The 20,753-nt window shown below is 57.1% G+C and carries 23 protein-coding genes and 1 pseudogene; 8 read left to right on the forward strand and 16 right to left on the reverse strand.

Annotated features, from left to right (window positions below; all coding sequences use genetic code 11):
- Window positions 1–77: 77 nt before the first annotated feature.
- Window positions 78–686 (forward strand): TetR/AcrR family transcriptional regulator, encoded by a 609-nt coding sequence (locus tag WB650_RS14305; protein ID WP_422302359.1) that lies wholly within the window; start codon window positions 78–80, stop codon window positions 684–686.
- A gap of 145 nt (window positions 687–831) precedes the next feature.
- Here the strand turns inward: WB650_RS14305 and WB650_RS14310 are convergent, their stop codons facing one another.
- From WB650_RS14310 to WB650_RS14325, 4 genes are all read right to left on the reverse strand, one after another.
- Window positions 832–1,128 carry a hypothetical protein gene (locus tag WB650_RS14310; RefSeq protein ID WP_422302960.1) on the reverse strand — a complete coding sequence of 99 codons (297 nt, stop codon included), beginning with the start codon at window positions 1,126–1,128 and terminating at the stop codon, window positions 832–834.
- A gap of 121 nt (window positions 1,129–1,249) precedes the next feature.
- Complete coding sequence (locus WB650_RS14315) at window positions 1,250–1,918, reverse strand: hypothetical protein (RefSeq protein ID WP_422302958.1); 669 nt, start codon at window positions 1,916–1,918, stop codon at window positions 1,250–1,252.
- An 18-nt stretch (window positions 1,919–1,936) separates the two neighbouring features.
- A complete protein-coding gene (locus WB650_RS14320) occupies window positions 1,937–2,524 on the reverse strand; it encodes a protein-L-isoaspartate O-methyltransferase family protein (protein ID WP_422302956.1) in 588 nt (195 codons plus the stop codon).
- Window positions 2,525–2,708: 184 nt separating this feature from the next.
- Window positions 2,709–2,930 carry a helix-turn-helix domain-containing protein gene (locus WB650_RS14325; RefSeq protein ID WP_422302954.1) on the reverse strand — a complete coding sequence of 74 codons (222 nt, stop codon included), beginning with the start codon at window positions 2,928–2,930 and terminating at the stop codon, window positions 2,709–2,711.
- Window positions 2,931–3,012: 82 nt separating this feature from the next.
- Between WB650_RS14325 and WB650_RS14330 the strand changes: the two genes are divergently transcribed.
- A complete protein-coding gene (locus WB650_RS14330; RefSeq protein WP_422302951.1) occupies window positions 3,013–3,876 on the forward strand; it encodes a restriction endonuclease in 864 nt (287 codons plus the stop codon).
- A gap of 113 nt (window positions 3,877–3,989) precedes the next feature.
- Here the strand turns inward: WB650_RS14330 and WB650_RS14335 are convergent, their stop codons facing one another.
- Window positions 3,990–4,964 (reverse strand): hypothetical protein, encoded by a 975-nt coding sequence (locus tag WB650_RS14335; RefSeq protein WP_422302949.1) that lies wholly within the window; start codon window positions 4,962–4,964, stop codon window positions 3,990–3,992.
- A 395-nt stretch (window positions 4,965–5,359) separates the two neighbouring features.
- Between WB650_RS14335 and WB650_RS14340 the strand changes: the two genes are divergently transcribed.
- Complete coding sequence (locus WB650_RS14340) at window positions 5,360–5,920, forward strand: hypothetical protein (RefSeq protein WP_422302947.1); 561 nt, start codon at window positions 5,360–5,362, stop codon at window positions 5,918–5,920.
- Between the two features lie 595 nt (window positions 5,921–6,515).
- Here WB650_RS14340 and WB650_RS14345 read toward each other — a convergent pair.
- Together WB650_RS14345 and WB650_RS14350 are read right to left on the reverse strand one after the other, a co-directional pair.
- Complete coding sequence (locus WB650_RS14345; RefSeq protein ID WP_422302962.1) at window positions 6,516–6,701, reverse strand: hypothetical protein; 186 nt, start codon at window positions 6,699–6,701, stop codon at window positions 6,516–6,518.
- Window positions 6,698–6,991 (reverse strand): hypothetical protein, encoded by a 294-nt coding sequence (locus WB650_RS14350; RefSeq protein WP_423960954.1) that lies wholly within the window; start codon window positions 6,989–6,991, stop codon window positions 6,698–6,700. The genes WB650_RS14345 and WB650_RS14350 overlap by 4 nt, the downstream gene beginning before the upstream one ends.
- On the opposite strand from WB650_RS14350, the gene WB650_RS14355 reads away from it, so the two are divergent.
- Complete coding sequence (locus WB650_RS14355) at window positions 6,918–7,892, forward strand: serine hydrolase domain-containing protein (RefSeq protein ID WP_423960953.1); 975 nt, start codon at window positions 6,918–6,920, stop codon at window positions 7,890–7,892. The genes WB650_RS14350 and WB650_RS14355 overlap by 74 nt on opposite strands.
- 54 nt (window positions 7,893–7,946) lie before the next feature.
- On the opposite strand, the gene WB650_RS14360 is transcribed toward WB650_RS14355, so the two are convergent.
- Window positions 7,947–8,831, reverse strand: a complete 885-nt coding sequence (locus WB650_RS14360; RefSeq protein ID WP_423960929.1) for an alpha/beta fold hydrolase — start codon at window positions 8,829–8,831, stop codon at window positions 7,947–7,949.
- A gap of 767 nt (window positions 8,832–9,598) precedes the next feature.
- Here WB650_RS14360 and WB650_RS14365 point away from each other — a divergent pair.
- Entirely contained in the window at window positions 9,599–11,428 is a 1,830-nt protein-coding gene (locus tag WB650_RS14365) for a DUF2141 domain-containing protein (RefSeq protein WP_423960931.1), read from the forward strand.
- A gap of 118 nt (window positions 11,429–11,546) precedes the next feature.
- On the opposite strand, the gene WB650_RS14370 is transcribed toward WB650_RS14365, so the two are convergent.
- From WB650_RS14370 to WB650_RS14405, 8 genes are all read right to left on the reverse strand, one after another.
- Window positions 11,547–12,689, reverse strand: a complete 1,143-nt coding sequence (locus tag WB650_RS14370) for an amidohydrolase family protein (RefSeq protein ID WP_422307148.1) — start codon at window positions 12,687–12,689, stop codon at window positions 11,547–11,549.
- Window positions 12,690–13,306: 617 nt separating this feature from the next.
- The gene (locus WB650_RS14375; protein WP_422307150.1) at window positions 13,307–14,887 is read right to left on the reverse strand and encodes a hypothetical protein; all 1,581 of its coding nucleotides are present in this window, start codon (window positions 14,885–14,887) and stop codon (window positions 13,307–13,309) included.
- 77 nt (window positions 14,888–14,964) lie between these two features.
- On the reverse strand, window positions 14,965–16,893 hold the full coding sequence (locus WB650_RS14380; RefSeq protein ID WP_422307152.1) for a primary-amine oxidase: 1,929 nt from the start codon (window positions 16,891–16,893) through the stop codon (window positions 14,965–14,967).
- Between the two features lie 122 nt (window positions 16,894–17,015).
- A complete protein-coding gene (locus WB650_RS14385; RefSeq protein WP_422307154.1) occupies window positions 17,016–17,327 on the reverse strand; it encodes a DUF72 domain-containing protein in 312 nt (103 codons plus the stop codon).
- A gap of 241 nt (window positions 17,328–17,568) precedes the next feature.
- A complete protein-coding gene (locus tag WB650_RS14390; protein WP_423960933.1) occupies window positions 17,569–17,664 on the reverse strand; it encodes a DUF72 domain-containing protein in 96 nt (31 codons plus the stop codon).
- A gap of 267 nt (window positions 17,665–17,931) precedes the next feature.
- The gene (locus WB650_RS14395; protein ID WP_422307895.1) at window positions 17,932–18,390 is read right to left on the reverse strand and encodes a hypothetical protein; all 459 of its coding nucleotides are present in this window, start codon (window positions 18,388–18,390) and stop codon (window positions 17,932–17,934) included.
- Window positions 18,387–18,617 carry a hypothetical protein gene (locus tag WB650_RS14400; RefSeq protein WP_422307893.1) on the reverse strand — a complete coding sequence of 77 codons (231 nt, stop codon included), beginning with the start codon at window positions 18,615–18,617 and terminating at the stop codon, window positions 18,387–18,389. The genes WB650_RS14395 and WB650_RS14400 overlap by 4 nt, the downstream gene beginning before the upstream one ends.
- Before the next feature lie 69 nt (window positions 18,618–18,686).
- Window positions 18,687–19,082, reverse strand: coding sequence for a hypothetical protein (locus WB650_RS14405; RefSeq protein ID WP_422307891.1), 396 nt, complete (start codon window positions 19,080–19,082; stop codon window positions 18,687–18,689).
- 265 nt (window positions 19,083–19,347) lie between these two features.
- Between WB650_RS14405 and WB650_RS14410 the strand changes: the two genes are divergently transcribed.
- From WB650_RS14410 to WB650_RS14420, 3 genes and pseudogenes are all read left to right on the forward strand, one after another.
- Window positions 19,348–19,674: a ParB/Srx family N-terminal domain-containing protein gene (locus WB650_RS14410; protein WP_423960936.1), complete on the forward strand. Its 327-nt coding sequence runs from the start codon at window positions 19,348–19,350 to the stop codon at window positions 19,672–19,674.
- 87 nt (window positions 19,675–19,761) lie between these two features.
- Window positions 19,762–19,977: pseudogene (locus WB650_RS14415) on the forward strand (integrase core domain-containing protein); the annotation flags it as partial.
- Window positions 19,978–20,267: 290 nt separating this feature from the next.
- The gene (locus tag WB650_RS14420) at window positions 20,268–20,723 is read left to right on the forward strand and encodes a pyridoxamine 5'-phosphate oxidase family protein (protein ID WP_422307887.1); all 456 of its coding nucleotides are present in this window, start codon (window positions 20,268–20,270) and stop codon (window positions 20,721–20,723) included.
- Window positions 20,724–20,753: the final 30 nt, after the last annotated feature.

Here is a 20,753-nt window from a genome sequence, read left to right on the forward strand (position 1 = left end):
TAGATCATTCGTTCTAGAATACCCCTCTGTCGCAGAGATGGCAAGAAGGCACTCTCGCGGCAGCTGTGGATAAAGCGATGGCAAGGCCGCGGGAATTTGACGAGGAGACGGTGCTTGACGCCGCTGTGCAGTGCTTTTGGGCGCGCGGCTACGAAGCAACCTCCGTTCGCGATCTCATCGAGAAGACGGGGATCACGTGCGCCAGTCTCTACAACGCGTTCGGCGATAAGCGCGCGCTCTATCAAAGGGCGCTAGATCACTACGTCGAGGATAGCGTCGTAGATCGTATCCACCGCTGCGAGGCACTGGCGCCGCGCGAGGCAATCGGCGCGTTCTTCGCCGAGATCGTCCGGAGGTCGCTCGACGACCACCAGCATAAGGGCTGCATGCTCGTGAACGCGGCGCTCGACGTTGCGCCGAATGACCCGGATTTCCAAAGTATCGTCGCCGCCGTCCTCGTCCGGGTCGAGCAATTCTTTCTCGGTCGCATCGAGGCTGGGCAGGCCGATGGCACGATTACGCGATCGCTTGCGGCAAAGACTCTTGCCCAGCATCTGCTAGGCGCTTTGATGGGATTACGAGTCCTCGCGCGAGTCCGCCCAGAGCGGGCGCTGCTGGACGGAGTAGTTTCGGGGGCGCTTGCTCTGCTCCACTCGCAAAATGACTTCCGACTGTCTCCAGCATGAATCAAATTAAAGAACCTATGTGCGTAAAAGCGACCGCCTGCGGCTAACTCCGAAGCTGCGCTGACGTGGATGGTCATCGTGCATCCGCTGAGCCTGCAAACGAGCGTAATGGGGCTTTGGAATCGGAACCTTTGATCACCAAGACTTAAACATAAAGTTGCACACTTTCAAATAACTGGCAGGGAAACACCAAGAATTTCAGTCGTTTAGCAAGTGACGTAAGGGATTTAAAGTTCTCGGGAGGGCAACCCCCGTGCGGGTTGGCGAGAAACGGATAGTAGCGGGGATCGAAGGTGTCAAAGTCCGAGCGCTCGTCGGTGTAGTCTTCGACCGGACCGAAGCTGCCGAACCCTGCCATTCGCCACCGCGTCATCTTAGCTACAAACTGCCGTCCCAAGGCTGCTGTACTGGCAAGCGAGCGCAAACCTCGTTCCGTCTTCACGCACGTTTTTCGCCTTGTTCGCCTAGATCTATTCAGAAAGGCCTTGTGCATTGCGCTACATTTGAGCGCGCTATGAGACAGACTCTTTCGAACTAGGAACGTTCGCCCTCGCCCTGCCTGCTCACTCCCATAAGAACTTGACGCACACCACGGTATCTAGCGAAGAGCCGGTGTGTCGGCGGAACGCGCGATCAAGCCGGTAAAGTCCATAGAAATTGCGAATCCCTGCGTCTGACGAGCCACTGACTATCGCCGCACGTAGCTGCACATCGATCGGAAATACCTTAAGGTCGAGACAGGCTGCCGTTGGCATGCCCACCTCTACCCACTGTCGAAGACGTTGCAGCAGACATTCCTCGGCTTCAGTATTGCCATAGGTGATCATCAGGTCGTCTTTCGCGACGACCAGTGAGCGGTGCTCCGCGTCCCATAGCCCGAAGTAGTGATGTTCTACAGCCTGCTGGTCGGTTTTTTCAGTTTTGAACGCACGGAACGTGGACTCGGTGATTCCCAGAAAGGAGCGGATACCGAAAGTCGTTAACATGAAGCCCGCTTTTCCTTTGCCGCCCCACCAGAAGCGCCTTTTGCCGATTTCTTTGCCTTGAAGCTCGCTCCACTCGGGTGTCGCCTTCTCCAATACTGGTGGTTCCAAATCTTCAAATTGGTATCTGCCCCGAAGCTGTACGAACCCGCAAGGTTGTGAGTCCATCGATTCGAAGTGATCGCCGGTCTTGCGCAGAAGGAAGAGGTTATCGCCGCCGCCTTCGCTTTTGATTACCGCCAGCAGCAAACCTTCGTCCCGAACCTGCTAATAGAAATAATGCGGTAGATCGAACGCTCCCGCGGCAAAAAACGCGCGATCGTATGGAGCTCCGTTTTGGTAGCCTTCCGCTCCGTCACCAGCCACGATATGTACGTTCGCGATTCCCAACGAGTCGATGGTTTCCGCTGCTTTCTGAGCGAGCTCCGGAATGATCTCAAGACTCGTGACATGTCCTTCCAATCCCACCAGGTGCCCCATTAGTGCGGCGTTCCATCCGCTACCAGCTCCCAATTCAGAGACCTTGTGTCCCGGCTTGAGTTGCAGAAGGTCGAGCATCCGGAGCACGAACGCGGGTTGTGAGATAGTGGACGGGACATCCTGGTCGTCGTCCCCAAAGAGAATTATTGGCCGGTTCGCGTACAGAGTTTGGATGTGTTCGGCCAAACTACTTGCATTCACCTCATGCCACTCTTTGGTGCCCCATTCCCGATAACGTGTGACAAAGCAATGCCGAGGAGTCGCAAGGTACGCCTGCGTGGTCGCTTCGCTAATCGGCGTCTCCCGGAACAGTTTCTGCGTCTGCTCCAGAAGTTGCTTCTGGTATTTCTCGATGTTGTCCATAGCGTTTGGCATGTGAGGTGAAACTAACAGACGGGCGCCGTACGAGGAAATCGCAAAGCCGAAACTCGCGTCAGTATAGTCGACTGGCTCAGCATTGGCGTGGACGAGCTCGAGTCGAGACTACGCCGCCAATGGAGACGTCATGCGGTGCCGGGCTGCGCCGCTGAGTTTTCGATTCCAACACTACCCGATCCGCTCATACCGTCTTTAACAGCTCTGCGATGCTGATGTGGAGCGCTTGCGCAATTGCTTCGATGTTCCGCAGCGCGACATTTCGTTTTCCGCGCTCGATGCCGCTGATATAGGTGCGGTCCAGATTGCATCTCGCAGCGAACTCCTCTTGCGACAGGTTCGCCCGTTGTCGGAGTTCGCGGACACGTAGTCCGAATCGTTCGGTGATGTTGGTCCGCCGCGCCATTGCGCGGAGACCTAAACCGGCTGTGGATTATTCGTCTACGGACTATGAGTCACATCGAAGAACTGGTACTCTCGCCCGCGATATGTCGACCAATCGCAAGGTCCCGACCTTCGACGAGATGATGTGGCCGACGCTGCAGGCTCTGAAAGAAACCGGCGGGTCCGCCTCAAATCAGGAGCTGCTTACTCGAGTAGGGCAGCTCATGGCTATTCCTGAGGAAGTTCAAAACCTGCCACTAGGCGATGGTCCTCGAACCAAGTTTGAGAACCGTATGGAATGGGCGCGGACCTTTCTCCACAAAGTCGGCGCGATCCGGAACAGTGAGCGCGGGGTGTGGAGCATCACTGCCGCCGGACAGGCGCTGACCGAGACGGACGTCAAGAAGATCGTAGCGCAGGTCCGTGCGATGGACCGAAAGCCGCCGAACGGTTCAGAACAATCGACCCCTGAACAACTGGAAGAGGACCCGCCGGCTCTGCGTTGGCAGGATGAACTATTGGCCATCCTCCAGAATATGGCGCCGGACGCGTTTGAGCGATTGGCACAGCGGATCTTGCGCGAGTCGGGGTTCGTCAAGGTAGTGGTCAAAGGCAAGTCCGGAGATGGAGGGATCGACGGAATCGGCGTGCTTCGCGTCAACCTGCTTTCTTTCCAGGTGTTCTTTCAGTGCAAACGATACAAGGACAGCGTCAGCGCGGGCGCCATCCGCGATTTTCGGGGAGCAATGGTGGGACGAACCGACAAGGGACTCTTCATCACTACCGGCCGGTTCACGCCCGACGCGAAGCGTGAGGCGACTCGCGACGGTGCCCCTCAGATCGAGCTGATCGATGGAGAAGAGACGTGCGAGCTGCTGAAAAGTCTCAAGCTCGGCGTCAAGACCGAGATGGTCGAGCAAGTCAGTATAGTTCCTGAGATGTTCAGAGAATTCGAATCTGCTGGTTGAGAGATCGCATTCATACCCATCCCTGCCTTTTACAGAGGGAGATCCGCGACGACGGCATTCGTGCGAATGAACGCGATGAATGCGAAGTACTCTCTGACGATCTGGTCGGAACCTCAGTCGAATCTCACGGTCGGAAACATGGCTGAGCGAGCGCTTTTCGAACACTCTCGATGATAGTCAACTCCGCGGATTTCGACTGGGTCTGTTTCGATAGGATCACCGCACCAGGCACAAACCGGTAGAGCCCGGCGCTTTTCCCTGTCTTGCTCGAACAGGGGATTGGGTCGTAGTTCGTCTCCTCGTTTGAATTTCTCCGGTGAAACATCATTCCAGTTCATCGTCGGCCTTGCCCAGTTTGGTGTCGGTTCCGTCCGCTTTGCGGCTGGCGCATCGGGCTTGGGCGCCTGTTGCACAGATGGTTTGCTGGAAGGAGTATCAACGAAGTTCAGTTTCGGTTCTGCTCGCTTTGTTGTTGGTGCATCTGGCCGGGGTTCGTTGCGCACTGACGGCTTGGTGGGCATATCGGTCGGGCGCTTCGTTGAAAACTCTATGGTGCGAGGCGTCGGCGGCTCCGATTTGCCACGGGATATCGACACCCCCGGTGGCGGCGGCAACAGCTCAAAGTAGTCGTAGCGGCCATCAAGAGACTTGCGGTATATCCGTCGTTTCTGCCTTTCCCGCTTCCAGGCTTGGAGATCACGATTCGACTTACTGGTTCGCTGGCTGAGGTAGGACAATCCGCAGCACTTGCGGCAAACAAACCCGCCTCCGGCCTGGTAGAGCACAGCGACTCGGCTCCGGCCGCAGGGAAGACCCGGGCAGCGGAACCAAACCCGGTTACCGCCGAACCCGCATTTGCTCCAGTCGAGCCATATTGGTAGCTCGATCTTTTTCAAATTACGGCGGGGCGCCTGATAGTCAAAGCGGAGCACGACCCGGTTCCGCTCCACATCAATGGTCATGAAGAGGATGTCTTTGAATTCACGCTGAAAGTGCCAGCAAATAACCTCTCCGAACTCCATCAGCCCGCGGCGATGCCACTCCATCACATCGATAGAGATGCGCCCTTCTACGCACGGTTTTGCCACCTCTCTCCTCCGCCGAACGAACCGTTTGGTCCGCCCACCCGCCGACTGGAAACAGGTCTGCGACCCCAAGCTTCCGCATTCACTTCAGGTCTGCGCGATTCCTTCGTACTCTACATTTGCTCGGCAGCTTAAGAAATCTCGCGACTAACACGTACGGAGCAGTCGTGGTGCGATCGCTGGATCAATACAATTCCATCCACGCTGAGCAGAGGAGGAACGAAAGGTCGCGGGACGGCGGAACGACCGCTCTCGCCCGAGAATTTCAAAAAAGGCCATCGCCAGTATTCTTCGCAACCCACGAAGCGAGCATAGTCAGAGGCGAAGAAAGTAGTGGCAGTGGCGGGTGACGGTCGCCGGTGGGCGACTACTGAGACGAAAGAGGGAACGGAATCTGAATGGCCAGACGACGGGCGATCAGGCCCACCCCAGAAATCCAGCAGCGTTTTGTCGACGGCCTCACGATCATGGCTTCAATAGAGTCAATAGCTGGTAGCCTTGGCATCAGCTATCAGACCTTTTGCGATTGGATGAAGAAAGGGAAAGCGGCCACCAGGGGTGTTTACTTCGAATTCCACCGAGCCGTGCTGGCGGCTGATGCCCAAGCCGAAATTGATGGACTTGCCTATATCTACTCGATGTCTCTTCCGCAGGTTGTCAGCCGAGTGACGACGACAACTGTGGATTCGAGCGGTAAGGAGACCGTGACGACAAAGGAGAAGTTCTCGCGCGGCAAATGGCGGGCGCGCGCGTGGATAATGGAATATTCGCATCCCGAAACATGGTCTCTGAAATACCCCCGCAAAGAAGACATCTTTGAGACCAAGGAAACAGCTAATCAGCCCTCGCGCGAAGAGATGTTGAAGAGGCTGACGCCAGAGCAACGTGCTGAGCTGGAGCGGCTCGAGGATAAGATCAATAGCGCCGTTCGAGACGCAGGCGCCGGCAAGAAAGTCTAGCGAAGTTCCTTTTCTAAAGATCGTCATTCGAAGCGCGGATGTAGATTGCAGCGAAGGCGCTCTCGCCGTGGTCGGCATTGGTTCAGTTTCCTTCTCGGCCTCTGTCGATTCGTACACCCCAACGGAATCAAACTGAACCAGTGCACGATTCTGCTTCGCATGGATGCGCAGGCTTCGTGGTAAAGTTCGGGGATCTCCGGCGCCTCTTTTCTCTTCTGGGCCGCAGTCTGACGAGGTCCCCGAAAGAGCACTTATCAAAATCTGGTTGGGAGCCGAAATCATTTGCGAAATCATCAGATCCGATGTACCGGGATTCCGAAAACCAGAGGGACGAGCCGAAAGCTATTAGAATCATATATATGCTATGGTGTGCTTAGTTATCGCTTTTTTCTGCTTTTTCCCCAAACCGCCCTTTTGACTGCAAAAACTGCAATTATTCGACTTCGATACGAGTTCGCACCAGACTCCAACATCCGCCAGCCAGTCCTCCGTTCTCGCGTTCTTCGCAGTAAACTCGAAATTAATACGCATGTTCGCGCATTTTCTTCGATCTGAGGGCACCGGAGAAGCTCAGATTCTGCCGCGAGTAGCTGATTTAGGCTCGATTCTCTCTGTCGAGAACCGCGCCGGTGCCCCTTCGCGCGCCGTTCTGCCAAAAGTCCACCTGGCGGCATCTGTTTCCATTGCGCACCCGCGGCGGAATAACTTCGGCAATTTGCTGCGCTATCACCCAGATAGAAACATCTTCATAGTGTTCGCCATTATGAATCTGCGGCGTCATCTGCTCCTTATGCTGCTCGGGGTTATCGCACTCGCTCCGACCGGGAGCGAAGGCGAGGAGGTCCCTATTCCATCCCGTCCAATCGCGGCGGCCTGTGCGCCGACTTCCGACACCCCGACCGGGACGACCGCATCATTGCTCTCAGTTCTTACGCATGCAAAGAACGCGTACGGACTCAATGCTGTCATCTTCAATGCGACGCGAGGCTCGAAGCCGATACTTACGACAGCGCTCGGCAACTCGACGCCCGGTGTCCCGGCGTCAACTGCGATGCACTTTCGCGTTGGCATGGCGGCGGAACAGTTTGAGGCTACGCTTCTGCTGCAGCTGGTCGACGAGAAAAGAATCAATCTTGCTGATTTGGTCTCGAAGTGGTTCCCTGCATATCCGTTTGCAAACCTCGCGACGGTCCAAATGCTCGCATCATCGAGCAGCGGCTTTGGCGATTACGTGACAGCGAAGGCCGATGCGTCTCGAGGCATCCCGTCGTTTACCGACCTGATCCTCAAAAACCCCTATCAAGAATTCAACACGAGCGAGCTTGTCCGGCTCAGCCTATTTCCCTATCAGCAGCCGCAGTTCGTTAACCCGGGTGGGAATTGGGCGTATTCGCACACCGAGTTCGTCGTACTCGGCTCTATTCTCGAGACCGTCACGAAGAAGAATTACGCCACGCTGCTGCGCGAAATGATCTTGAACAGGCTTGGTCTCCACAACACCGTCTATCCGCCTACGACGGAAATTCAAAGCCCGGTGTTACATGCCTACACCTCTGACCGCGACCGCTACGAAGACTCTACCTATTGGAACCCGTCGTGGACTTCGTTTTCGGGACAGATCAACTCCGATGTCTGCGATCTTGCTGTTTGGGAGCAGGCCTTCGGTACCGGCAAGTTGCTGACGCCTGAATCGGCAGCAAAGATCGCTGCTACCACCAACGTCGGACTTGGCCGCAACACGCCCGCCTTGTACTTCGGTCTCGGGACGATCGTCAACAACGGTTGGCTCGTGGCGAGCGGTAACTTTTTCGGTTGGCATACCGCTACGGCATACTATCCGCCGACTAAGACCGCCTTGGTGGTAACGGAAACCGAGGGTCCCCACACGACGAAGGCCGAAGGCGTTTCAAATGACATCCTTAGACAGATGTCTCGCGTGCTGACGCCAACAACGCCGATCACCCTTCCCTAACCTGAAGCACAAGTGATTCTAGCGTCGTTCACTCGACCATCCTGAGCACAGCGTTCAGTGCGCGGGATGCAGCTTGCCGTTGCGTACCGCCTCGACAACCTGGCGGATCGAGTCGACCACGAGTTGAGGCTGCTCTTTATGGATCTCGTGACCGCTGTTCGTCTCGGTGATGTGCTTCGCGTGTGGTACCAGCCGGGCGAGTTTCTCCTGGGCCTGTTTCTGCGCGGCGTCGGTGATGTAACCGAAGTTCGGCGGAACGTTCGCCGGTAGCGCACCCGACGCGATCATTGAGGGGATTTGAGGTCCCCATGGCCGATCGGCAGAAAGCACAATCAAGGGCATTGGACGCAATCGTGGGGCTGTGCGGATTTGGTCGAAGGAGCGATCGACATCGATCCTTTCGAGAGCCGGGTACTCGAGCAGGCTTTCCCTTACATCGCCCTCGATCAGCTCTCGCTGTATCGGCCACTGCGCTGGAGTTTCTGCATCCTGAAGCCCCTCGCTGAGAGTGTCGACCAGGATCAGGCCCGATACTTCTTGGGGATAGGTGCTGGCGTAAAGCCTGACAATCAGACCGCCATAGGAATGACCGACGAGAACGTAGGGGGCCGGCTCATCTTCTGCGCGCAACAGGGAGTGCAAGTCGACGACTCCATCCCTCGCCGTAGTCGGCTGCGGGACCGGGTCGCTCCGACTCGGTTTCTCACCCACTGGCGTTCCGGGTCGATCGTATGCGCATACCCGGGTGAACTTGGCGACCTCAGAAAGGACCGGAGGCAATGATTTACCGGCGACGATCCATTCCTCGGCAGAACCCCTGAGTCCGGCGACCAGCACGACCGTGGGTGACCCCGTGCCGCGACACTCCAGATACATCTTGCGGCCGCCTCCGATGTCGACCATGCCGGCAAAGTCGTTGATCACCGCCGCATCAGCCACCGTTAGTGGTAACGCCGTGACGAGAAGAAGAAGTAAGAAGACGCGAGCGCAAAGATACAAGTGGCTGCCCTAAGGCACCCCCACTACCGGCGGTCCGCCTGTCACCGGTAGATAGAGATTGCCGCCGACCGGCGTGCTCAGGATTGGAGCACCCCCGGTCGCTGGCATGATCATCCGCGGCCCTAGCTGAGGTTGTTGAGATGCAAAGGGCGTGACCGTTTGGTGAGAGGGGAAGGGCGAGACCGATTGCTGCACGGGCGACGCGAAAAAACTGGGCGACGAAGCGTTGCTTTGCGTAGTGCCGAGCGTTCGGCAACCTGTGTGTGGCGAAATTACTAATTTTCCCAGAATCAGCAATTTGCCACACACAAGCAGGAGTTTGGTCAGGAACGCAAACATTGCGCCCCCACTGGCACATTTCGCACTCCGTCACCCCGGACGAGGTTTTCGGTACCGACGGCCGTCGAACCCAAGACAAGTCCCTTGTGCTGTCGGCGTAATGCGCCCACATCAGTATGTCGTCTCTCACTCTGGAAAAGCATCCGCGAACGTAAAAGTAAAGTTGATTTCAGGGTCTGTATCAGGCTGGTACTAATCGGGATTACCCACGTTGCTGAACAGCTCACCATCGCATCGATACAAAAGGTTTACAATCTCAGACCTCTTGGCGGACCACGGGAAATAGACCTCTCAACCACGATGGGTCTATAAGCAAGGCTGGTATGTTCACCGGCAATTCAGCTCTCCACCGACTCCGATCATCGCGAGTGAGCGCGATCATACGCATCGGTCTCGCGATCGTGATCGTCGGGGTCATCTCGGCGTGCGGACATTCCGGCTCTGATCCATCGGCGGCATCGAGGCCAACGACCGTCGGCCGATGGCAGGCGGAAATGTACAACCCGGCCGGCCAGCGTCAGCCATGCGTGATGGAAATTGGCGCTACCGGGAAGATCGCCTACGGCGATACGTGCCCGATGCCGCTGACGGGTCAGCAGGCCACGATCACCAGCGTACCGAATGGTAATTTTGCGCCGAACCTTTACGTCACCGGCAAGGACAGCGGCACGTTCATGATCGTGGGCGGCGGCATCTCGGGGATGGTCGGCGCGTTTCGCCTCGACGGCAGCAAGCATATGACGACCCACACCGCGCCCGGCGCCGATATCGAATGGACCCGCACTTCGTCCGAGACCCCGATGCGGAGCGCGGCCGCCAGCGAGGTGATGCCGGCACAAATCCAATGGCCGCTGGGCGACGTGCCGGCGTTCGCGCAGCGTGCAGCCGCGTACGTTCGCAGCAAATGGCAACCCGACGCCTTCCTCACGTCGATCCAGTTGGAGCAGACTTCCGGCTTCACCAATGCGCAATCCCCGGACGGCGGTGTGCTGGTCCAGTTCCTCTTCTACTCTCCCGGACAGCAGCTGACGCTCACCTACATGCCCAATTCGCCCGCGAGTGAGTTGATGCCTGGCTCCAGCGCCGATCCCCGCGATGAACGCGCGTTGCCCGCCAACTTTGTTGATCTGCCCGCCGCGGTTGCCAAGCTGCGAGCGAAAGGGATGCGCGGCGTGCACGTCAAAAGCGCGCATCTCGAAAATTATGGCCGCGGCACATATGTCGGCGGTGGCATCGGAGTCTTCGGCACCGAATGGGTCATCAAATCCGCACTCGACGAGGAGGGTGTGGTGCTGGCCGAGTTGCCCGATCAAAACGACGCGAGACTTGCCAGCTCCGACCAGGCGGACGAAGGAGGTCAAGCCGCCGACTTGATCCACGTCGATATCGAGGGTCTGCGAAACAACCGCGGGCAGGTTTATTGCCAAATATTTCAGTCGGCCCGAAACTTCCCCTCGAACAGCGACGGCAACGCGGCGACCACTGCGTCGACGATTACCAATAGACACGCCGCATGTGACTTCCAGAATCAGGAACCAGGCTCGTACGCGGTCCTGGTGTTTCACGACGAGGACAGCACCCACGTGCTCGAGCTGAACCCGGACGGTACTCCGCGCGAGGGCGTTGGCCTGTCGAACAACCCAAGCGCTGTCGCCGGACTGCCGAGCTACGCCGCCGCGAAGTTTACCTACCGAACCGGCACGATGAACCTGACGATCGACATGAAATATCCGGCAGGGCAGGCGCCTGATGCGACGCGGTCCTCCTCTGCCAGCGCCGACGCCAACGCCAGCCTGACCGGGTTCGCGTTTGTCGACGGCTCGGTGACAGGACAAGGGTCGCGAGCGAAGCTTCCCACCGGAACGAAAATTTATCCACCGGGCTCGACGATCACCGGAACCGAGGGCTGTCCGACGACGCGCTACCACACCGATGGAATGATCGTTGCGGTGATCGACTACCAAGGCCGGCCGACCGCGGCGAGCCTCGCCGTAACGCGTCATCCCGCGACCGGCGGGCAGTTTCAAAACGCCCCGTACTATCTCGACCTCGACCCGGGCCGCACCCTGCAGTTTCTGGGTCCTATCTTCGAAAATGGTTCCTACGATATTCGCTTCCAATACGACTACAGCCTGGGCCAGGGCAAAACGCTCTCAGCAACGTTCGCGCTGGCGCGTAATTGTCGTCCGACTCCCTGACCGTTTGGCGACGATCTGCTTACCCTCGGATGAGATCAAAGGTGTGTGTGGCCTAACCTGTGTGTGGCGAATTGCTGATTCCTGTGGAAAATCGGCAATTCGCTACACAGGCTGAACCTCAGTCCTGCACCAGATTTTGAAAATTCTCCGTGAAGAAGCGCGCCTTGGTCGGCTCAGAATAGCCGGCGATGCTCGCGTCGAATCTGCCGATCGGATCGCGGCCGCCCTCAGCGTGCGGGTAGTCGGTCGAGAACATAAAGAGCCGATCGTTGGATTGACGGATCAGTTCACCGACGTCTTCGAAGGGGTAGGGCGTGAAGCGCACCTGATCGTCGATCTGTTCGGAAGGCCGCCGTTGCATTTCGCGCAGATGCGGCTCGGGCTTTGACCATATGTCGACGATATGATCGAGGCGTCGGCGCATCGCAGGAACCCATCCGGCACCCAGCTCGATACAGCCACCTCGCAAGCTGGGAAATCGATCGAGCACACCGTCGAGGATCAGCACCGAGAGAAATCGTTCGGCGGAGTGAAAGATGCAAGTCATGTCCTTGGAGCCGACGACTTCGGCGCCGCCGCGTGCGGTCTTGCGATTGGGGAACCCGTCAATCATCCATTCGGGATCGATCGACAACTTGCTGCTTCCGACGTGCAGCACGAATGACGCGCGCGCTTCCGCGAGTCGAGCCCAAATCGGATCATGAGCGCGATGTCCCGGTGAGCGTCCGGGCGCATCCGAAGGCAGCATAAACATTCGCACTCCTTCGGCCAGCGCGCGATCGAGTTCAGCCGCCGAGCGCTCGGGATCGTCGAACACGAGAATACCGGTTGCGACCAGGCGCGGTTCATCGGCAACGAACGCCATCATCGCGCGATTGAATGCCCTGACGCCTCCGTAGCGGACCTCGCGATCCTGGCAGGCGAAAAGCGTGGCCGCGGCGAAGGAAGAAAAGATGACCTGGCGCTGGATTCCCAACGCGTCGAGCACGGCCCCGCGCTCCTTGCTGTTGAATGCGCCGAGTGCGGCGTACCATTTCGGCCCGCGAAGGATTTGATCGCCGAGCGCTTTCAGCTTCGCGACGTTTTCCGGCGAATCGCCGTGGCGCCCGCTGTCCGGCAGTCCCGCCAATGTTGCGTCGAGACTTCCGACCGGAAGGAGTGCGGGCAAGCGGTGACGAATGGCTGGATCCGCATACTCGGTCAGAAAATCCGGCAACTCCATGATGTGACTGTCGGGGTCATTTAGAATTCGCCGTGTCATTGTCTTGGACCTCCGAATCGATCTCGGCGGTATTGAATGCTCCCGTAATCAATATCAGAACCGGAATAGCTTCTGGAGAGCAATCCGGTGTGCGTGTGTGTCGCGAATTGCTGAATCTAGAGAAATCAGTAATTCGCCACACACAGGCTTTCAAGCCCGAGCAAATGTTTTTTGCGGAGCACAGAAGTCCTCGAACGCAAGCCGAGACACAGAAAGTGAACTAGATCATACATGATCCTTAGCCAACTCAGCCCTGCACCCACCATGCAACCGGCCCTCTCTCGTCAACAAATGTCTCCGTAAAATCCCTAAGAACTATGCGCGTTTCAAGCCAGAGCGAAATGATTTGCGGACCACAGGTTACCGCAGGATCGAGAGTGCGGATCAGGTTTTGAGGAGTCACAGCGTCATTAAATCCAAAAATCCAGACTTACTGGCGCGTTCGGAGTTTTTGGTAGGCACAGCTGCAAAAAAGAGTCGTTCGTGCCTTCTTCGATTTCGTCATGTCTGCCGTCGCGATCACATCAGATTGCCTGCAAATCGGGAGGGGCACGCTCACGCTCGTTTACCAGAAAGACGGTCAACCCGACAACAGCGCCTAAGTTCACCATGAGTCACTACGTGACCACCCCCGGCTGCTCGCCGTATTTAGCCTGCCACAGGATTCCGACCGGTCGCTGACGCATAGTCTCCGCTTCAGCGTTTATATACTTACGATCACTCACAATGTCTCGTACGCTTTTTCCACCCAAGGTTATCGAGACCGCGGCGCCGATGTATCCGACCAGGGCAACAGGAACCAGGGCAGAGACTACGCCTAGTGCGGCGGAAACGGAGAACCAGCCCAAATCCCGCAGTTTTTGTTTCGATCTATTCTGCTCCAGGCGCAAAAACTCTGTCTCATAGTCCATTAGCGCTTGACTGATATTGCCCTCGACCTCGCTAACGACGGCGTCGTAGTCGGCAACGGAAGCCCTTTTGAGACGTTTTCGGTTGACGCTGAAAATGCGTCTCATATCTTCCATTTCCCCGCGCTCCCGCAGCCGGATCAGAGCCTCAAGATCGACGCTTTGCCGCCAATGGCGGCTGTCGGTCTCGATCGCTCGCAGCACCGCCTTCCCTTCGCTGATTTTCGCCTGACCGGCAGCCACTTCCGCATTGGTCTGCAGAAGCCATCGGTACAATTCCCAGCCGGACCGATCCAGCGCATGATCCGCCACGAAAGAGTCACATATGGGTTCGTAAGACTGCAGCGTTTGGAAGCCTCTGAACAACCAGACCCAAAGAGACTCTGCACCTCGAACTCTCGGGACTTTGGTTCCGGACACTTGTCGCGAAGAATCGATCGCGGTATTCAGCCACTTTTCCAAAGTGAGCGGCTTGCCGCCGAACGCTGGCGCTGAGCGCGCCGCATTTTCCAAAGCGGTGGCGACACCCGCAAAGGGACCGCCCTTCATCTGTTGATAGAGAGATTTGAAATCAGAACGCTGGAAATAGGCGAGCGCTTCCTCGACGCTCTTGTGATGCTGGCCAAAAACGTCGTTGGCAAACTGGGTAGTGATCTCGTAAGCGGCTATCGTAAGGTTATCAATCGAGCTTCGTTGTTTGTCGCATAAAGTCAGCCGCGGATAGAGTACGCCGATTGGAAATTCGCTATCGTTAACAAAAAGCCCCTTTCTCTTTAACAAGAGGAAGTAATCCACCATCACGCGCAATCCAAAAAACCCGAACGCCCCGCTATCGTCCCACTTCTGCTGACCCTGCCGGAGTTCGTGATAGTTATAAGCGTGCTCGGCCATAAGATCGGGGATGAGCAAAGTATCGAAGTAGAGACCGTAGGCGCGGACAGTCTCCAGCTTCAGATGCCAATCAACATTGTCGATTACGGTAGACTGAAGGCTGTCATCGTCTTTGACGGCCGCACGAACAGCTTCCGCATTCGCTTCCCAAAATGAATGGATATTCTGCAAGAGCTCATGGATGTGCTGGAAGATTGCTGGAACTACACCTAGCGATGGCAGAGAGACGGTGATGCCGGAGGTGAAGCGTGGTTTCACGGTAGCTAAGACAAAAATGATCACGCTCGCGAAATCGGTGGCGCCGCTCTTCTCGAATTCGGACTGCTCTTGCTGGAAGTGAGCCTCCAGAAGTTCGAAATAGCTCTTGTGGATGGAACGGATGGTGGTTTTCCTGTCCATTGTTTGCTCTCAACTTCGATCTAATTCACTGCTTCACCACGATAGGAAGTGCTCACGCGCTCCTAAGTCTAGGGCGGCTAGTCGCAGCATCGGTGCGAAGGTGACGGCGGCGCCACATCCATCGCAGGATTTTGCTCGAAGAAACCTGAGGGTTTGAGCATAAAGCCGGCATATGAAATTGGCATGACTGGCCAGTCCTCGGTCCGCGGCACATGGTGGACGCCGAATGAGTACCATGCGACCAAATCCGTATTCACCAGCGGGAGATCGCGTTTGATCCATTGATCAAGACCGTCAGGAGCGGGGTTTTGATTGATATAGTCGCCGGCCGCGTATCGCTGCGCCGGATTGTAGGCGGTGATCCAAAGGTTGTGGCGAATAAATCCGGCACGTCGCAGCAGGCTCGCCCCCTCATGCGCGAAGGGCCGCGCCAGGTCAGCTCCGGGCATGAGTTTGTAGCCGGTTGGCTGACCCACTGCATTGCGGTGTGATGGATTCACGATGAGCCAGGCGCGCCCAATTGCGGGATCAGCATCCCTGCCTGCTTCCAACTGGTTGCTTATGAGCGTGGACCTTGGACGGTACGAGCCATTGTACGGGTTGGCCGGCCCAATCGGGTCGGCGACTGTGTCGACCTCGTAAACGGAATTGCCCGGCCCGTCCACATTCATATGCAGACGGAAATTAAAGTAGTGTTGATGAATTGGGGCGTAGAGCTGGGGCGCGACCAGAACGCCATGAGTAGGTTGCACGCCTGGCGGACAGGCGCCGACCGACAGGCATCCCGTCAGCTTGACCTCTAGCTGTATTTCGCCGCTTTGATAGAGATACCAGTAAAATCCGTAGTCGTAATTCCCGACCGTCGCGAAAAAAGAGACCACCAAACGGCGTGAGCGCCGGACTTCGCTGCGCCCGGTCCGCCAGTCGCTATGCTTCCAGAGCGTGCCATAGTCCTCTTCATGCATGCAGACGGCGTTTTCGATGGTCTCGACCTCGCCCGCCATGTTCACCATATGCGCGTCAAAGTAGTGAATTGTGCCGACGCAATCGCAACCTAGCTTGAGGCTGTTGGCCATTCGGCCGATGCCGTATTCCCCGACGTCAAAGGCATTCTTTTTATTGTGGGTTCGAGTGGGATCGCCATATGGCACTTGCATCTCAGACAACGACGCCCGGTACAAAATCGAACGTACACGGCCCTGATCCTCGTAGCCGAGCTGATGAAGTACGAGGCCCTCACGCGAGGTGAAGCCGACCCGAAAACGCCATTTCTGCCAACGTACCTCATACCCGTTCACAGTAAAGCTAGGACCCTGGGGCTGTGATATCTCCAGTGGCTTCAAGTCCTGCCGCAGCGGCCCGAGAGATTCGGCAGCATAAGTGCCGGTCAAAGGTGGGAGCGGTACCTCGACATCATCGATCACCTCTACCACCTCCATCTTTTCGAGGTCGACGAAGGTAATTAATCCCTCAACCGGACGGCCATAGCCAACGTCGGCATCGCTGCCGCGAATCCACGTGAGGCCTTGGGCCAGCCGACGGTCGGGAAACCGTTCATCACCGTAAGCGCCGGCAGACCAGGGATCGACGATGGCCTTGTCGAATTCGGTGATACCGCGGCGGATGAGCGCAGCACGCCATCTGGGATCGGCTTTGACGGCATTTTCGCACTGCATGAACTCCTCGACGATGATGCCGGGTTGGACTCCGCGGCGCTCCTGACATGTGATCAGTTTTTCGTCACGCAGGCTGACCAGCACTTCCAGCACCCGTCGACCAGCAAGATCAAGCACGATGATGAAGGCGAGCCGATCCGGAATATTGCCGGGGTTATTATTTTCGATTTCAGTCTTGGCTGGTTCATGCAAGTTGACCGAAACGAAGCGCATATGGTCACTGACGGGGCCGTGGGTACGTAGGATGTGGATGGCGGCTTTCACTTCGTCCGCGCTTAGTGGATCCAGCGAATGACGTCGATCTTTCTTCACCAGCTTGGAGTCATCCATCTTCGATCTCCTCTTGACACTCAAGACCGGACAGGGTTGCGGGGCTACGCAATCTCCCATCTAGTGGCGCAACGACTCACACTAAGACTGATGCTGAGAGAAAGGAAGGAGAGAACGACGCATCAGCCTGTAAGAAGGCTTTGCAATGCGAAGACGATAGCGCTGAGTTTTATTAATCTTACTCTTTCGCCTGTAGCTTCGACAAATGACGGCACGATCGAATTATCTTCGGGCGCGTCGATGGAAGTGTAATACAAGCCACGCGATCGCAGAAAGCTCATGGTTTCGGTACGTCGAGTTTCCCCGCGAACCCAGCTCGGGTGACGGAACTCGATTGCGATCGAGGCTCCCGGTAGCCGTTCGGGAAGGCGCGCGAGGTAATCTAGGTTGGCAGCCTTCGGAATGAAATACGGCGGGAACTGGAAGGCCACCATTCCGAGCTTGCCGGCTTCGCGGAGCGGCGCTATCGCAGCTCCAGAACATTTGGAACGCCATATCGACGACTTCCTTCGACGGTCGCGTAAGCTGGCGATCGCCTTGATCCTCCGCCGGCATCATCTCACGCAATTGCTTTGGGAACCGCGAGATCTCAGCAGTATGCTGAGTCATCAGCGCGAACGGTTTGATATTGAAGACGAACCCCTCGGGTGTGCGCTCGGTCCACCGAGCCTTGCATTACGATCCGCGGGTAGGGGCATAGTAGGTCGAATCGACTTCGACCGTGTTGAATTGCTCGGCGTAAAAGCGCAACCGCTCTTCAGCGCTTCGCACGGAAGGCGGATAAAATAAGTCCGAATTTACGAGTGTCGGGTCGGTCCACGAGGCCGTGCCGACCCGAAATTCAATTGTGTGTGTGGCGAATTGCTGATTCTGGGAAAATCAGTAATTCGCCCACACAGGCATTCTCGGCGAACTACGCCCGGATAGGCGATTTCCTTCTTCCCTTCTTCGGATCCTGACTCAGCATCGGATCAACAACAAGTGCCCGGCAAACGCAAGTTCGAGCCGGAAACGGAATGTAGAGGCTGCCCACGGCGCTCAGTGCGATGAGGTCTCGGGTGCGGGGGTCTGTGGAACAAGGCGCGCGACCATCGGATGCGATTCATGTCGGATGAGAATGTCCATCCAGTACTTGTCTGCCATCGCGGTCGCGACCTTTTCCTTCATGTCCGGCATCTCTTCCAACTTCACCTTGTCAAATTCCTGGTCAGCCACCTTCAACTTCACATAAGGGCTGGTGGTGTTCCTCTGAATGCGTCCGTATGCGCGATCGCCAAGCCGGACGTAGGGCTGCCCGTCGATCACGACCACCCACAAGTTAGACCAATGCTCTCCGACGTCAGGTTCGGTGGTCATTACCTTGATGGTGCTCGCCTCGCGGAACAGAGCGGGATCCCATCCCGGCACTGCTTTCTCCTCCGCGCGCGCAGCGGCTACTAAAGCGATTGATAAAACGACTGAAAGTACCGCGAGATCGGCGATTCGACGAGTCTTCATATCGGTTGGCATAGTCCCGACGGGTTGGATTTGCCACCCTGCACTCGATCGTCGATTGCGCGCGCGAGGCCAATTGCCCGCCGCCCTCGGGGCGGGCCCGCGAGTAGAAATTGCGTCTCGAGGACTCCCCAGAAAAAGTTCTCACGGGCCATCCGTGCGATCAAATGGCGGACTTCGCTGGAAACCTGGGCGCCCATCTCGCCAGCGACCTCGAGATCTATCGGCAAAGCGCTGACCAGCCTATACGGCGCCAGCGCAAGACCGTCTCGGGCTGGACGATGATCAGGCTGTCGCTGTCATCGAGGCCACCAGCGCGAGAATACACGGCTGAGTGGTGCCTGCTTGTATCCCGAGGCGAACCCGAACGAACCGAGCCGGATCTTAATCGCCTCGAGCTCGGCGCGACCTTCTCGCGCGGGCCACAGCAAGTCACCTTCCTCGCGGACCAGATCCTTGCCCGACTGCGGAAAGACGATCGTGGTCTTGCGCTCGGCGTTTGCTGGCAGGGATACCTGCTCCCAACCGCCCTGCGCCAGCAGATGGCCTGCCAGGTCGGCTTGGTGGGTCCGTTGCTCGATTACCAGCATACGGCCGGCGCGCTTGTTGTCGAGCCTAGTCGAATAGGTTTCATCGAACCATCTGATCGCCGCCTCGCGTTCAAGGTCTGAGCTGGCCTGCTCGGGGTTGATCAAGTCGTCGGGCCGGCAAGGAAGTTGCTCCCGCGTCCGGTTGCGCTGGCGCCGACGGAACTTTTAGCAGCGACAGGTGGCCATGACTGAAAACAACCTCGGCATTGTTCAGCATGGTCGGTGAAACCCTTCTCTGCGTTGCGTTTCAGCGAGCAGCCTTGCGTGTCCCGCAAGAAATGGCCCGTATGGGTCGTAGTTCGACATCGAGGTGGAATGAAAGGGCAGGATGATGAATCAAAACAGAAATGTGCGAAAGGTCGAGAGCGTTATGGGTCGGGTGGAGGTCATCTATCGGCCGATCTCGGAATTGAAGCTCGATCCGAAAAATCCGCGGCTTCACAGCCCCAGGCAAATTCGCCAAATCGCGCGCAGTATCGATGCGTTCGGGTTCAATGTTCCGGTATTGGTCGATGAGGACTCAAATGTGATCGCCGGTCATGGGCGGATCATGGCGTGCAGGCAGCTCGGTCGGAACGAAGTTCCAACCATCTGCCTCAGTCACTTGAGTGAGGCGCAACTCAAGGCGTTCATGATTGCCGACAACCGCCTGAACGAGAACTCGGAATGGGATGAACAGCCGGATTGCGATCTGTAATCAGTGCGCGACGCCGCTCAGCCGGGCGTGTGCGAAGTGCGCTCATCTGAACGCGACTGATGCGAAATCCTGCGCGGAGTGCGCGGGGCCTACATGCATCAGGTCTCGCTCGACTTCAGCCGTCCTGGAAAACCAACCGACAATGCCCTGGTTGAATCCTTCAACGGATGGCTTCGCGATGAGTGTCTGAACACTAGCTGGTTCCTTTCCCTTGACGACGCCAAGTGCAAGATCGAAGCTTGGCGTGAGGACGTAGCCCAGAGCAGTGTGAGGACGACTCTCGTTATAGGGAAAGTGCTCTAGTCAATTTCGCCAAATGTCGCTTCTCCTAAGAACCAGGATTCGGTAGCAGCTCGCGGGAAGAGCGATGGAGCGCGAGGTTCTCTAGTTCCACCACAGCAGAATCGGCGAGGACGGATCGCTCGAACTCAAGCATGTCGGCTACGATACCGTCCCGTTGACAACGTTCGGTGGTTGATCGATGCAAGTCATGGCAGGATGGCTGCTGAGTGCGATTTTCGTCGCGAGACCGGCGGGCCTCATGTGGACGCGACGTTGTCAAGAGAGGGCGTGTCTTCGAAAGGAACAACCCCATGCCGAGCCGACAGAGCTTGATCAAGTTCAATCGCGAGGAGCAGGAGCAGTTCCTGAACAAGAACCTCAAGGCCGCGCTCGCCACGTTGGACAAGAACGGATTTCCGCACGTGGTGGCGATGAACTACTTCTATATCGACGGCGCCATTTACATGACCTCCTACGGCAAGGCGCAAAAGGTCGTGAACATACGCCGCAATCCAAAAGTGGGGGTGATGGTGGAAACCGGACGCTCTTACGACGAACTCCAGGGCGTGCTGGTTCGCGGCCATTGCCAGATCATTGAAGACCCTGAGCAGGTGCGCGAAAGCCTTCGCGCGATCGGCCAGAAGCAGGGCCAGCGGTCGGGGGTTCCGCGCGAAGCGGCTGCCAGTATGCCGAAACGGGTCGTGCTTAAGATAGTGCCGGAGAAGATCACGAGCTGGGATCACACCAAGCTCGGCGGACGATACTGAGATCTGGTGTAGTCGAAGCGCCATCGTCAC

Source organism: Binatus sp. (SeqCode) (assembly GCF_049584895.1).
Taxonomy (GTDB): domain Bacteria; phylum Desulfobacterota; class Binatia; order Binatales; family Binataceae; genus Binatus.